The following is a 13,244-nucleotide window of genomic DNA, read 5'->3' on the forward strand; positions in this document are numbered from 1 at the left end:
CTGCTCGAACACGCTCGATGAGGAGCTGCCAGATGCCCGGCAGGACATTGAGGAAGCGGAACAGGTCCCAGATCATCGGCGCCACGGTGCTGGCCGTCGGTGCCTCGCTCGTGCTCGCCGCATGCGGCAGTACCAAGGACACCGGCAGCGACAGCGCCGGCGGTGGCGGCACCGGCAAGGTCGGGGTGATCCTGCCCCTGCTGACCTCGCCGTTCTGGCAGTCGTACAACGACTACGTGCCCAAGATGGCGAAGTCCGAGGGCGTGGACGCGCTGAAGACGGTCAACTCCAACAGCGACCCCTCGCAGCAGATCACCGACATCAACAACGAGCTGAACCAGGGCGTGAAGGGTCTCGTCGTCGCCCCGCTGGACAGCGCCGCCATCGAGGCCGGGCTCGACCAGGCCGAGCGCAAGGGCGTGCCGGTCGTCGCCGTGGACGTGGCGCCCGACAAGGGCAAGGTCGCCATGGTGGTGCGCGCCGACAACGTCGCGTACGGCACCAAGGCCTGCGACTACCTGGGCCAGCACGTGACCAGCGGCAAGGTCGTGCAGATCATGGGCGACCTGGCCTCGGTCAACGGCCGGGACCGCTCGGAGGCGTTCCGCTCCTGCGTGCAGAAGAAGTACCCGAAGCTCAAGGTCCTGGAGATCCCCGCCAAGTGGGAGTCCGACACGGCCGCCTCCCAGCTGGGCACCCTCCTCAACGCCAACCCCGACATCAAGGGCATCTACATGCAGGCCGGCGGTGTCTACCTCGCCCCGACCCTGCAGACCCTGAAGTCCAAGGGCATGCTCAAGACCGCCGGACAGAGCGGGCACATAGTGATCGTCTCCAACGACGGCATCCCGCAGGAGTTCGACGCCATCCGCAAGGGCCAGATCGACGCGACCGTCTCCCAGCCCGCCGACGCCTACGCCAAGTACGGCATGTACTACATCAAGGCGGCGATGGAGGGGAAGACGTTCGAGCCGGGTCCGACCGACCACGACTCCACGATCGTCAAGCTGCCGAGCGGGATCCTGGAGGACCAGCTGCCCGCGCCCCTGGTCACCAAGGACAACGTCGACGACCCCAAGCTCTGGGGCAACACGGTCAAATGATCACGCCACTTGTTGAGGCCCGGGACATCGTCAAGCGGTACGGCCCCACCGTCGCCCTCGCCGACGGCCGGCTCACCGTCCTGCCCGGCGAGTCCCACGCCCTCGTCGGCCGCAACGGCGCCGGCAAGTCCACCCTGGTCAACGTCCTCACCGGCCTCCAGGCCCCGGACGAGGGCACGGTCCGCTTCGACGGCGAACCCGCGCCCCCGCTCGCCGACCGGGACGCCTGGCGGCGCAAGGTGGCCTGCGTCTACCAGAAGCCCACGGTCGTACCGGAGCTGACGGTCGCCGAGAACCTCTTCATCAACCGGCAGCCGGTGCGACGGGGGTTCATCAGCTGGCGGCGACTCCACAGGGAAGCCGCCGCGCTCCTCGACACCTGGGACGTCCATGTCGACCCCGAGGCACGCACCGCGGACCTCAAGGTCGAGGACCGTCAAATGGTGGAGATCGCCCGGGCGTTGAGCTTCGGCGCGCGGTTCATCGTGCTCGACGAACCGACCGCCCAGCTCGACAACCGGGAGATCGAGCGGCTGTTCAGCCGGATGCGGGCCCTCCAGGACTCCGGCGTGACCTTCCTGTTCATCTCGCACCACCTCCAGGAGGTCTACGAGGTCTGCCAGACCGTCACCGTGCTCCGCGACGCCCGCTGGATCACCACCGCCCCCGTCGCCGACCTGCCCAGGGCCGCCCTGGTGGAGGCGATGGCGGGGGAGGCCCTCACCGGGAGCGCACAGCGGGCGCGGGACGCGGTCCCCGGGGACGCGCCCGTCGTCCTGGACGTACGAGGGCTCAGCTCCGAGTCGTACGACCGGATCGATCTCACCGTGCGCAGCGGCGAGGTCGTCGGGCTGGCCGGGACCAGCGGCAGCGGGAAGATCGAACTGGCCGAGACCGTGGCCGGGTTGCGCACCCCGACCGGCGGTACCGCTCATGTGCAGGAGAGGCCGCTGCCGTTCGGCGATGTGCGGGCCGCGCTCCGGGCCGGCGTCGGCTTCGTGCCCCGCGACCGGCACGACCAGGGGCTGGTCTCCGGGATGAGCATCGGCGACAACGCCACCATGACCGTGCTCGACCGGCTGGGCCGCGGCGGGTTCGTCGCCACCGACCGCAAGCGCGGCTTCGCCACCGGGCTGATCGAACGCCTCGACATCCATGCCGAGGGCCCCGAGCAGCCCGTCTCCGACCTGTCCGGGGGCAATGCGCAGAAGGTCGTCATGGCCCGCGCCCTCGCCTCCGAACCCCGGCTGCTCGTCCTGGTCAACCCCACGGCGGGCGTCGACGTGAAGTCCAAGGAGTCGCTGCTGGGCCGCGTGGACAGCGCCCGTGAGGACGGCACCGCCGTACTGGTCGTCTCCGACGAACTGGACGACCTGCGCCGCTGCGACCGCGTCCTCGTCCTCTTCCACGGCCGGATCGTCGCCGAGCACCCGGCCGGCTGGCACGACCACGAGCTGATCGCCTCCATAGAAGGAGTGGACTCCATGCCCGAAGGAGTGGACCATGGCTGAGACCAAGGCCCCGCCGCTCACCCCGGTGCGCTCCCCGGACCCGCGCGCGGCCCGCACCGTCGTGCTCCGCCGGGCCCGTGAACTCGCCCTCGTGCCGGCCCTGTTGCTGCTGATGGTGCTCGGCGCGGTGGTCAACGACTCGTTCCTCACCGAGCGCAACCTGATCTCCATCCTCGGCGCCTCCGCCGCCCTGGCGATGGTGGTGCTCGCCGAGTCGCTGGTCCTGATCACCGGCAAGTTCGACCTCTCCCTGGAGTCGGTCGTCGGCATCGCGCCCGCCGTCGGTGCCCTCCTCGTGCTGCCGTCGGCCGAGTCCGGCTGGGGCACCGGGTTCCCCACCGCACTGGCCATGGTGGCGATCCTGGTCGTCGGCGCGGCAGTCGGCGCCTTCAACGGCATCCTGGTCGTGAAGTTCAAGCTCAACGCGTTCATCGTGACGCTGGCGATGCTGATCGTGCTGCGCGGTGTGCTGGTCGGCGCGACCAAGGGCAAGACCCTGTTCGGGATGCCCGACAGCTTCTTCACCCTGGCCACCACCACCTTCCTCAACGTCCCCCTCTCCGTGTGGCTGGCGGCCGTCTCCTTCGCGGTCACCGGGTTCGTGCTGAAGTACCACCGCGTCGGCCGCGCCCTGTACGCCATCGGCGGCAACGCCGACGCGGCCCGCGCCGCCGGCATCCGCGTCGACCGGGTGATGCTCGGGGTCTTCGTCGTGGCTGGCGTCCTCGCCTCCGTCGGCGGCATCATGCAGACCGGGTACGTGGGCGCGATCAGCGCCAACCAGGGCAACAACATGATCTTCACGGTGTTCGCGGCGGCGGTCATCGGCGGCATCAGCCTGGACGGCGGCAAGGGCACCATGTTCGGCGCCCTGACCGGCGTACTCCTTCTGGGTGTCGTACAGAACCTGCTCACCCTGGCGCAGGTGCCGTCGTTCTGGATCCAGGCCATCTACGGCGGCATCATCCTCGTCGCCCTCATGATCGCCCGTGTCACCACGGGCCGGGCGCAGGACTGACCCCGCGCCCCGCACTCCCCCCGACGGAAAGGCAATCCGTGTCCCCGAGCCCCGGTCCCTCCGCTCGTGTCATCGCGGCCGACACCTACGACATCCGCTTCCCCACCTCGCGCGAGCTCGACGGCTCCGACGCGATGAACCCGGACCCCGACTACTCGGCGGCCTATGTCGTCCTGCGCACCGACGCGGGCGACGGGCACGAGGGGCACGGGTTCACGTTCACCATCGGGCGGGGCAACGACGTCCAGGTCGCCGCGATCGACGCGCTGCGGAACCATGTGCTCGGCCGCCCGGTCGACGAGATCTGCGAGGACCCCGGATCCCTGTACCGGGACCTGATCGGCGACAGCCAGCTGCGCTGGCTCGGCCCCGAGAAGGGCGTGATGCACATGGCGATCGGCGCGGTGATCAACGCCGTCTGGGACCTCGCCGCCCGCCGCGCCGGAAAACCGCTGTGGCAGCTGCTCGCCGACGCCGAACCCGAGTGGATCGTCCGCCAGATCGACTTCCGCTACCTCACCGACGCCCTCACCCCCGAGGACGCCCTCGCCATCCTCCGGCGGGGCCGGGAAGGTGCCGAGGAGCGCCGGGCCCGGCTCCTGGAGCGCGGCTTCCCCGCGTACACCACCTCCGCCGGCTGGCTCGGTTACGACGACGAGAAGCTCACCCGGCTGGCCGCCGAGGCGGTCGCCGACGGCTTCACACAGATCAAGCTGAAGGTCGGCGCCGACCTGGACGACGACATCCGGCGCTGCCGGGTCGCCCGCGCGGTCGTCGGCCCGGACATCCGCATGGCCATCGACGCCAACCAGCGCTGGGACGTCGACGAGGCGATCCGCTGGACCACCGCCCTCGCCGAGTTCGACCCGTACTGGATCGAGGAGCCCACCAGCCCCGACGACATCCTCGGGCACGCGGCGATCCGCCGGGCGGTCGCCCCGGTCAAGGTCGCCACCGGCGAACACGTCCAGAACCGGATCGTCTTCAAGCAACTGCTCCAGGCCGGCGCCCTCGACGTCGTCCAGATCGACGCGGCCCGGGTCGGCGGCGTCAACGAGAACCTCGCCATCCTGCTGCTGGCCGCCAAGTTCGGCGTCCCGGTCTGCCCGCACGCGGGCGGGGTCGGGCTCTGCGAACTCGTCCAGCACCTCTCGATGTTCGACTACCTCGCGGTCGCCGGCACCACCGAGGACCGGGTCATCGAGTACGTCGACCATCTGCACGACCACTTCCTCGACCCGGTGGTGATCCGCGAGGGCCACTACACGGCACCCACCGCACCGGGCTTCTCGGCCGCCATGCGACCGGAGTCCGTCGCGGAGTACACCTATCCGGGCGGCACCTTCTGGGCCGCCGACGCCGAGACGCAGCAGCAGGGCACGCGCACGTCCGACGCGCAGAAGGGACAGGCGGCATGACCGACTTCGAGGGGCTGAAGGCCCTGGTCACCGGAGGGGCCTCCGGGATCGGCCGGGCCACCGCCGAACTCCTCGCCGAGCGCGGCGCGCAGGTCGCCGTCCTCGACCTCGACCCGTCCTCCGTCGAGAAGCCGCTGCTCGGCTTCCGGGCCGACGTCACCGACGACGCGTCCGTACGCACGGCCGTGGCGAGCGCGGTCGAGGCACTGGGCGGCCTCGACGTCCTCGTCAACAACGCGGGCATCGGCGCCCAGGGCACGGTCGAGGACAACGACGACGACGAATGGCGCCGTGTCTTCGACGTCAACGTCCTCGGCATGGTCCGCACCGCCCGCGCCGCCCTCCCGCACCTGCGCCGCTCGGACCACGCGGCCGTCGTCAACACCTGCTCCATCGCCGCCACCGCCGGCCTGCCCCAACGCGCCCTCTACAGCGCCACCAAGGGCGCCGTGTACTCCCTCACCCTCGCCATGGCCGCCGACCATGTCCGCGAGGGCGTGCGCGTCAACTGCGTCAACCCCGGTACGGCGGACACCCCGTGGGTCGGTCGCCTGCTCGACAAGGCCCCCGACCCCGCCGCCGAACGCGCCGCCCTGGAGGCCCGCCAGCCCTCGGGCCGGCTGGTCTCCGCCGCCGAAGTCGCGGGCGCCATCGCCTACTTGGCGAGCCCGCTGTCCGGCGCCACCACCGGTACCTCCCTCGCCGTCGACGGCGGCATGCAGGGCCTGCGGCTGCGGCCGGTGGGCCGGTGAACGCCCTCGGCCGCAGCGGCGTCCGGGTGAGCCCCCTGGGCCTCGGCGCCGCCGTGATCGGCAACCTCTACACCGAAGTCCCCGACGGGCAGGCGCACGACACGGTCACCGCCGCCTGGCAGCAGGGCGTCCGCTACTTCGACACCGCCCCGCACTACGGCCTCGGCCTGTCCGAACGCCGACTGGGCGAGGCGCTGCGCGAGTACGACCGTACGGAGTTCACCCTCTCCACCAAGGTCGGCCGCAGACTGGAGCCGGGACCCGGCGACGGCGACGACCTCGCCAACGGCTTCGCCGTGCCCGACACCCTGCGCCGGGTCTGGGACTTCACCGGCGACGGCATCCGCCGCACCCTGGAGGCCAGCCTGGAGCGGCTCGGCCTCGACCGGATCGACGTCGTCTACCTCCACGACCCCGACGACCACGCCGAACAGGCCTTCCGCGAGGGCTACCCCGCCCTGGAGAAGCTCCGCTCCGAGGGCGTCGTCGGCGCGATCGGCGCCGGTATGAACCAGACCGCGATGCTCACCCGCTTCGTCCGCGAGACCGACGTCGACGTGGTGCTGTGCGCCGGCCGCTACACCCTCCTCGACCAGAGCGCCCTCACCGACCTGCTCCCGGCAGCCGAGGAACGCGGCACGGCGGTGGTGATCGGCGGGGCGTTCAACTCCGGTCTGCTGGCGGACCCGAAGCCGGACGCCACCTACAACTACGCCCAGGCGCCGGAGGAGTTGCTCGCCCGCGCCCTGCGCCTCAAGTCGCTCGCCGAACGGCACGGCACCACACTGCGCGCCGCCGCCCTCGCCTTCTGCGCCGCCCACCCGGCGGTGGCGAGCGTCCTGGTCGGCGCCCGCTCGGCGGCCGAGATCGAGGACGGGGCACGGCAGTTCGCGACCCATGTCCCCGCCGACTTCTGGGCGGAGCTGCAGGCCACCGGGCTCCTGCCGACCGACGCCCCAGTACCCACCGAGGATCCGTCATGAGAGTCGCCCTGCACACCAAGGTCCACCCGGACCGCATCGCCGAGTACGAGGCCGCCCACCGGGAGGTCCCGGTCGAACTCACCGACGCCATCCGGGCCGCCGGCGCCACCTCCTGGACCATCTGGCGCAGCGGCACCGACCTCTTCCACGTCCTGGACTGCGCGGACTACGGCCGTCTCCTGGCCGAACTGGAGAAGCTCCCGGTCAACGTGGCCTGGCAGGCCCGGATGGCCGAGCTTCTCGACGTCGTCCACGACTACTCCGGGGCGGGCGCGGAGGCCGGACTGCCCGTCGTCTGGGAGCTGCCGTGACGGTCGACGCCCACCACCATGTCTGGGACCTCTCGGTACGGGACCAGGACTGGCTCACCGGGCCCGAACTCCAGCCGCTCAGAAGGAACTTCACCGTCGAGGACCTCGAACCCGAGGCACACGCGGCCGGAGTCACCCGCACGGTCCTCGTCCAGACCGTCACCGTCCCCGAGGAGACCCCCGAGTTCCTGGCCCTCGCCGACGCCCACGACCTGATCGCCGGAGTCGTCGGCTGGGCCGATCTCACCCGCCCCGACATCGCCGAAGAACTCGCCCGCCTCCGCGAACTCCCCGGCGGCACCCACCTGAAGGGCATCCGCCACCAGGTCCAGGGCGAACCGGACCCGGAGTGGCTGCTGCGCCCGGACGTCCACCGGGGCCTGGCCGCGGTCGCCGAAGCGGGGCTCGTCTACGACCTGATCGTCCGGCCCCACCAGCTGCCGGCGGCCGTGCGGGCGGCCGAGTCCCACCCCCGGCTCACCTTCGTCCTCGACCACCTGGGCAAGCCCCCCATCGCCTCCGGCGCCCTCGACCCCTGGGCCGGTGCCGTACGCTCCCTCGCCGCCCTCCCCAACACCGTCTGCAAGCTCTCCGGCATGGTCACGGAGGCCGACCCCGCCTCCTGGACGGCCGACGACCTGCGCCCGTACGCGGACACGGTCCTGGACGCCTTCGGCCCGCACCGCCTGATGTTCGGCTCGGACTGGCCGGTGTGCGTCCTGGCCGCGTCCTATGAACAAGTGGCCGACACCGCTGGGGACTTGGTGAAGAAACTGACCGACGACGAGCGTACGGCGGTGTTCGAGACGACCGCGGTACGCGTCTACGGCCTCTGAACCGCCTCCGCCAGCCGCGTCGGCGGCAGGAACTCCCGGACGTAGGTCCGTTTCCAGCACGCGCCCGTCTCCCGGAGCTCCCGCCAACTGGTGTAGCGGTAGCGGAAGAGGCGGGCGCGGACGAAACGCGGGGGCCGATCGGGCGGGAAGGGGGAGCGGCGCAGGAGGCGCAGTGTGTCGCGGTCGTTCTCCAGGAGGCGTTCCACCAGGCCGCCGAACCAGTCACCGGCGTAGGCGGGGGAGAGGGCGGCGAACCACATCAGCCAGTCCAGGCGGAGGTGGTAAGGGGCGAACTGGCGCGGCCAGTACCGGAGATCGCCCGGCTTCCCCTTGAACTCGTACTCCCGCCAGTCCGAGTCCTCGTGCGGTACGGGGTCCAGGGTGCCCTCGACCACCACCTCGTACCGGATCCGGCTGACGCTGCCGAACGCGCCGTAGGTGTTGACCAGGTGGAGCGGGTCGAAGGAGCGGTTCATGACCTGGCGGCGGGAGATCATGTTCAGGACCGGGTGGTAGCTGAGGTAGAGGAGCAGCGCGGCCACGGCGAGGACGACGATCTCGTACCAGAGCGGCGTCGGCGGGGCGGTGGTGTGGTCCGTGGGGAGCTGCAGGGCCGACAGGGCCAGGACGATGGTGATCCAGTTCAGCCAGGAGAAGTTGCCGGAGACCACCAGCCACAGCTGGGTGAGGATCATCAGGGACGCGGCGGCCGTCGCGATCGGCTGCGGGGTGAACAGGAGGACGGGCACCACCAGCTGGGTGAAGTGGTTCGCGGCCACCTCCGCCTTGTGCACCGGCCCCGGGAGGTGGTGGAAGAACCAGCTCAGCGGGCCCGGCATCGGCTGGGTCTCGTGGTGGTAGTGGAGGCAGGTCAGCTTGCGCCAGCAGGCGTCCCCGCGCATCTTGATCAGGCCCGCCCCGAACTCGACCCGGAACAGGATCCAGCGCAGCAGGAAGAGGACGACGACCGGCGGGGCCACCTCGTCGTTGCCCAGGAAGGCGGCCAGGAAGCCCACCTCCAGGAGCAGGGACTCCCAGCCGAACGCGTACCAGGTCTGGCCGACGTTCACGACGGACAGGTACAGCGCCCACGGGATCAGCCACAGCAACATCCCGGCCCAGAGCGGCAGCCGGGAGTCGGCTCCCGCCAGCAGGGCCGCCGAGACCGCGCAGCCCGCCCAGGCGCAGGCCGCGAAGAAGCGGTCCGAGTAGTGCAGGTGGAACAGGCTCGGCGCCCGCCTGAAGGAGACCCGGGCGACGAACCGCGGGATCGGCAGCATCCCGCGCTCGCCCAGCAGGGCCCGGAACTGTAGCGCCGCCACCAGGAACGCGACGAGATACACACCGGCCAGAGCCCGCTGGAAGACCAGCCGGCTCAACCAGTACCCGGGTGCGGTGAACCAGTCCACGGCCGTGCGCTCCTGCCTCTCTCCATGGTGCGGCCCCGGTGTCAGAGAGGGCCTGTCACCCTGTGTACCGCACCCTTCGGCTTGCGTAACCCGAGCGGGTGAAGTGGACAATAAGGGATGAATTGCCCGTGAGGGGTTCCCCTGGCAAGGTGGCCCCATGGCTGATCGGGGAGCGAGCGCTCCGTCACTCCCGGACGACTGGCCCGCCCATCCGGAACACCCGATCCTGGCGCTCAACCGCATGGGCACCTTCGACTGGGACCTGGACTCCGGTCTGTTCCACATGGACGCCCAGGCGTACGAGGTGTTCGACCTGACCCCCGAGGAGTACGACGGGCGCCCGGAATGCCTCGCGATCCGGGTGCCCCCGCCGGAGTCCAGCAGGCTGGACGCGGTGGTGTCCCAGGCCATCAAGGACGGCAGCGAGAACTACGGGGCGTACTTCCGCATCCGCCGCCGCGACGGCACCCCGCGCTGGACCCACACCCAGGGCTACATCCGGCGCGACGCGACGGGCCGCCCGCGCCGGGTCGTCGGGATCGTCCGGGACGCCACCCAGGAACTGGAGGACAGCGAGGCGCGGAACCTGCGGGACGCCCAGGGCCAGGCGCTGCGCCGGCAGACCGACGTCGTCCAGGTGATCACCGCCGCACTCGCGCACGCCCGCAGCGTCCAGGACGTCATCGACGCCCTCATGGACGCCCACGGCATCCCCAACCTGGGCGCGACCAGCCTGGTGATGGGCCTGGTGGAGGCCGGCCGGATCCGGCTGGTCGCGGAGGGACCGGTGGGCAGCTTCGTGCCGGGCACCCGGATCACCCGGATAGAGGAGCCGTACCCGATGGGCGAGGTGGTGCAGACCCTCAGCCCGCGCTTCATCGAGTCGCCGGACGAGTTCGCCGAGCGCTACCCGATACTGTGGCCGCACATCACCGGCCTGCACATCACCTCGGCCGCCTATCTGCCCCTGATCGCCCAGGCCCGCCCGATCGGCGCCATGGGCCTGCTCTACAACGACCGGCTCGGCTTCTCCACCGAGGAACGCGCCGTCCTGGTCGCCCTCGGCAGCAGCATCGCCCAGAGCCTGCAACGGGCCATGCTCTACGAGCAGGAGAAAGACCTCGCCCAGGGCCTCCAGCAGGCCATGCTGCCGCGCACCATCCCCAGCGTGCGCGGCGCCGACGTCGCCGTCCGCTACCGCTCCGCGAGCGCCGGCGGCTCCCTGGGCCGGGACATCGGCGGCGACTGGTACGACCTGATCCCGCTGCCCGGCGGCCGGGTCGGCGCGGTGATCGGCGACGTCCAGGGCCACGACACGCACGCGGCGGCCGTCATGGGCCAGCTGCGCATCGTGCTGCGCGCCTACGCGGCCGAGGGCCACACCCCGGCCACCGTGATGGCCCGCGCCTCCGTCTTCCTGGACGAACTCGACACCGACCGCTTCGCCACCTGCCTGTACGCCGAGGCCGACCTGTCCACGGGGGTCGTCCAGGTGGTCCGGGCCGGGCACATCGACCCGCTGGTCCGCGGCGCCGACGGGAGCTGCCGCCGGATCCCCGTCGAGGGCGGGCTGCCGCTCGGCCTGTCCGCCGAGTTCAAGAGCCTCGAATACCCGGTGTCCACCCTGGAGCTCGACCCGGGCGAGACGCTGCTGCTGTGCACCGACGGGCTCGTCGAGCAGCCCGGCACCGACCTCGGGGTCGGGATACGGGCCCTGGCCGAGCAGGTCGAGGAGGGGCCGGAGGACGTGCGGGGCCTCGCCGACCGGCTGATCGAGATGGCCGAGGAGCGGGGCGGCGACGACGACGTGGCCCTGCTCCTGCTGCGCCGCCGCGGCCCCGACACCGCACAGGCCGTCGGCCGCCTCCAGCAGCATGTGGCCTCCGGCGACCCGGAGGCGCTCGTCCTGGCCCGGCACATGATCCGCGCCGCCGTCCGCGCCTGGGGCGCCGGGGACCGGGCCGACGAGATCGAGCTGGTGGCCGACGAGCTGATCACCAACGCGCTGATGCACACCGAGGGCTCCGCGATCGTCACCCTCAGGGTCCTCACCGGCAGTGACCGCCGGCTCCGCGTCGAGGTCGAGGACTCCTCCAGCGCCCTGCCGCGCCGGCGCGACGCGGGGGAGGACGGGGTCTCCGGACGGGGCCTGCTGCTCGTCGACCAGATCGCCGACCTGTGGGGCGTGGAGGCACGCGGCGGCGGCAAGGCGGTCTGGTGCGAGTTCTGCTTGGGCAGCGCCCCGTAAGGGGCGCGAGGAACTGCGCGACCAGCCCCCACCTCGCCGCAGCCGCAGGACGACCCGAAGCGGCACTCCCGGCGGAGCCGATGGCACCCTGGACGCATGCCCGAACTGCCCGAGGTCGAAGCGCTCAGGGACTTCCTGACCGAGAACCTGGTCGGCCACGAGGTCGTGCGCGTCCTGCCCGTCGCCATCAGCGTCCTGAAGACGTACGACCCTCCCGTCGGCGCCTTCGAGGGCAGCGAGGTCGTCGCCGTGCACCGGCACGGCAAGTTCCTGGACATCGAGGGCGGCGGCGGTCTGCGGTTCGTCACCCATCTGGCCCGCGCGGGCTGGCTCCAGTGGAAGGACCGCCTGCCCGACGGTCCGCCCCGCCCCGGGAAGGGCCCCCTGGCGCTGCGGGTGGCCCTGGAGACCGGCGCGGGCTTCGACCTCACCGAGGCCGGCACCCAGAAGAAGCTCGCGGTGTACGTCGTCCACGACCCGCAGGAGGTCCCCGGCATCGCCCGGCTCGGCCCCGATCCGCTCGCCGCCGACTTCGACGAGGCCCGTCTCGCCGCACTGCTGGGGGACGAGCGGCGGCAGCTCAAGGGCGCCCTGCGCGACCAGAGCCTGATCGCCGGGGTCGGCAACGCCTACAGCGACGAGATCCTGCACGCGGCGCGGATGTCCCCGTTCAAGCTGGCCGCGTCCCTCACCCCCGAGGAGACGCATGTGCTGTACGAGGCGCTGCGGGGGACGCTCACCGAGGCGGTGGAGCGCTCCCACGGCCTGGCGGCGGGGCGGCTCAAGTCCGAGAAGAAGAGCGGGCTGCGGGTCCACGGCCGGACCGGCGAGCCCTGCCCGGTGTGCGGCGACACCATCCGCGAGGTCTCCTTCAGCGACTCCTCGCTGCAGTACTGCCCGACCTGCCAGACCGGCGGCAAGCCGCTCGCGGACCGCCGGATGTCGCGGCTGCTCAAGTAGCCCGCGGTCACTTCGGGTCGAGGGTCACGAGGCGCTGCCCGTCCGCGTTGCGCACCTCGTAGCGATCGATCTCGTCGGGGTGCATCGAGGAGCTGCCCATCATGGTGCTCATCCGGCCGTCGTGGTTGCGCTCGGCCCAGGTGGTGACGACCTGCTCGGAGCCGTCGTCGCCGACCGCGACCAGGCGGCAGGAGCGCGGTCCGTCCGGGTCCTTCACCTTGACCTCGATCTCGGCGCCCGAATCCGTGTCCGCCGCCTTCACCTGCGCCCAGATGCCCGACTGCGCGTCGGTGGCCGCGGTGACCTGCACGGACGGCGTGGCGTCATGGCCGACGTACGTCGCGATGCCGGGGCCGGCGATCGCGAACACCACGGAGGCGGCGAGGCCGTACAGCAGCCTGCGGCGCTTGGCGCGGTGCCGGCTCGCCACCTCGGCGAGCAGTCGGTCCAGCAGCCGGGGACCGGGCTGGGCCATGGGGTGCACGAAGCGCGGCGTGGCCCGGCGGTACAGCATCAACTGCCGTGCCGCGGGACCGAATTCAGTCACGTGCGCCGCGCAACGAGGGCACTCCATGAGGTGGTCCTCGAAGCGGAAGGCCTCCGCCTCGTCCAGCACGCCGAGCGCGTACGCGCCGACGTCGCGATGCCTTTCCAGGGACCTCATGCCGAATCCTCGTGCCGTGGGTGCGGGTGGG

The 13,244-nt window shown here is 71.6% G+C and carries 12 protein-coding genes; 10 read left to right on the plus strand and 2 right to left on the minus strand.

Annotation, left to right across the window (positions count from 1 at the left end; all coding sequences use genetic code 11):
- The first annotated feature begins 32 nt into the window (after nucleotides 1–32).
- From AB0D85_RS14895 to AB0D85_RS14930, 8 genes are read left to right on the plus strand one after another with little or no spacing between them, the layout of a single operon-like run.
- A complete protein-coding gene (locus AB0D85_RS14895) occupies nucleotides 33–1,103 on the plus strand; it encodes a sugar ABC transporter substrate-binding protein (protein ID WP_362319054.1) in 1,071 nt (356 codons plus the stop codon).
- Nucleotides 1,100–2,614, plus strand: a complete 1,515-nt coding sequence (locus tag AB0D85_RS14900) for a sugar ABC transporter ATP-binding protein (RefSeq protein ID WP_362319057.1) — start codon at nucleotides 1,100–1,102, stop codon at nucleotides 2,612–2,614. Before AB0D85_RS14895 ends, AB0D85_RS14900 begins: the two co-directional genes overlap by 4 nt.
- Nucleotides 2,607–3,632: an ABC transporter permease gene (locus AB0D85_RS14905; RefSeq protein WP_362319060.1), complete on the plus strand. Its 1,026-nt coding sequence runs from the start codon at nucleotides 2,607–2,609 to the stop codon at nucleotides 3,630–3,632. Before AB0D85_RS14900 ends, AB0D85_RS14905 begins: the two co-directional genes overlap by 8 nt.
- A 38-nt stretch (nucleotides 3,633–3,670) precedes the next feature.
- Entirely contained in the window at nucleotides 3,671–5,050 is a 1,380-nt protein-coding gene (locus AB0D85_RS14910) for an L-fuconate dehydratase (protein WP_362319063.1), read from the plus strand.
- On the plus strand, nucleotides 5,047–5,802 hold the full coding sequence (locus AB0D85_RS14915) for an SDR family oxidoreductase (protein ID WP_362319066.1): 756 nt from the start codon (nucleotides 5,047–5,049) through the stop codon (nucleotides 5,800–5,802). The genes AB0D85_RS14910 and AB0D85_RS14915 overlap by 4 nt, the downstream gene beginning before the upstream one ends.
- The gene (locus tag AB0D85_RS14920) at nucleotides 5,799–6,785 is read left to right on the plus strand and encodes an aldo/keto reductase (protein ID WP_362319069.1); all 987 of its coding nucleotides are present in this window, start codon (nucleotides 5,799–5,801) and stop codon (nucleotides 6,783–6,785) included. The genes AB0D85_RS14915 and AB0D85_RS14920 overlap by 4 nt, the downstream gene beginning before the upstream one ends.
- Nucleotides 6,782–7,096, plus strand: a complete 315-nt coding sequence (locus AB0D85_RS14925; protein WP_362319071.1) for an L-rhamnose mutarotase — start codon at nucleotides 6,782–6,784, stop codon at nucleotides 7,094–7,096. Before AB0D85_RS14920 ends, AB0D85_RS14925 begins: the two co-directional genes overlap by 4 nt.
- On the plus strand, nucleotides 7,093–7,932 hold the full coding sequence (locus tag AB0D85_RS14930; RefSeq protein WP_362319073.1) for an amidohydrolase family protein: 840 nt from the start codon (nucleotides 7,093–7,095) through the stop codon (nucleotides 7,930–7,932). Before AB0D85_RS14925 ends, AB0D85_RS14930 begins: the two co-directional genes overlap by 4 nt.
- Here AB0D85_RS14930 and AB0D85_RS14935 read toward each other — a convergent pair.
- Complete coding sequence (locus tag AB0D85_RS14935; RefSeq protein ID WP_362319075.1) at nucleotides 7,920–9,341, minus strand: lipase maturation factor family protein; 1,422 nt, start codon at nucleotides 9,339–9,341, stop codon at nucleotides 7,920–7,922. The two genes, AB0D85_RS14930 and AB0D85_RS14935, sit on opposite strands and share 13 nt — an antisense overlap.
- A 157-nt stretch (nucleotides 9,342–9,498) precedes the next feature.
- Here AB0D85_RS14935 and AB0D85_RS14940 point away from each other — a divergent pair, with 157 nt between their 5' ends.
- Both AB0D85_RS14940 and AB0D85_RS14945 read left to right on the plus strand, forming a co-directional pair.
- Nucleotides 9,499–11,589, plus strand: a complete 2,091-nt coding sequence (locus AB0D85_RS14940) for a SpoIIE family protein phosphatase (RefSeq protein ID WP_362319078.1) — start codon at nucleotides 9,499–9,501, stop codon at nucleotides 11,587–11,589.
- Between the two features lie 96 nt (nucleotides 11,590–11,685).
- A complete protein-coding gene (locus tag AB0D85_RS14945; protein WP_362319081.1) occupies nucleotides 11,686–12,549 on the plus strand; it encodes a DNA-formamidopyrimidine glycosylase family protein in 864 nt (287 codons plus the stop codon).
- A gap of 7 nt (nucleotides 12,550–12,556) precedes the next feature.
- Here the strand turns inward: AB0D85_RS14945 and AB0D85_RS14950 are convergent, their stop codons facing one another.
- On the minus strand, nucleotides 12,557–13,213 hold the full coding sequence (locus AB0D85_RS14950; RefSeq protein WP_362319084.1) for a zf-HC2 domain-containing protein: 657 nt from the start codon (nucleotides 13,211–13,213) through the stop codon (nucleotides 12,557–12,559).
- Nucleotides 13,214–13,244 lie beyond the last annotated feature (31 nt).

Source organism: Streptomyces sp. NPDC048277 (assembly GCF_040652235.1).
Taxonomy (GTDB): Bacteria; Actinomycetota; Actinomycetes; order Streptomycetales; family Streptomycetaceae; genus Streptomyces.

Coding starts and splice junctions, on each gene's coding strand:
- AB0D85_RS14895 (WP_362319054.1), top strand. CDS start 33: ATGCCCGGCAGGACATTGAGGAAGCGGAACAGGTCCCAGATCATCGGC.
- AB0D85_RS14900 (WP_362319057.1), top strand. CDS start 1,100: ATGATCACGCCACTTGTTGAGGCCCGGGACATCGTCAAGCGGTACGGC.
- AB0D85_RS14905 (WP_362319060.1), top strand. CDS start 2,607: ATGGCTGAGACCAAGGCCCCGCCGCTCACCCCGGTGCGCTCCCCGGAC.
- AB0D85_RS14915 (WP_362319066.1), top strand. CDS start 5,047: ATGACCGACTTCGAGGGGCTGAAGGCCCTGGTCACCGGAGGGGCCTCC.
- AB0D85_RS14925 (WP_362319071.1), top strand. CDS start 6,782: ATGAGAGTCGCCCTGCACACCAAGGTCCACCCGGACCGCATCGCCGAG.
- AB0D85_RS14940 (WP_362319078.1), top strand. CDS start 9,499: ATGGCTGATCGGGGAGCGAGCGCTCCGTCACTCCCGGACGACTGGCCC.
- AB0D85_RS14945 (WP_362319081.1), top strand. CDS start 11,686: ATGCCCGAACTGCCCGAGGTCGAAGCGCTCAGGGACTTCCTGACCGAG.
- AB0D85_RS14950 (WP_362319084.1), bottom strand. CDS start 13,213: ATGAGGTCCCTGGAAAGGCATCGCGACGTCGGCGCGTACGCGCTCGGC.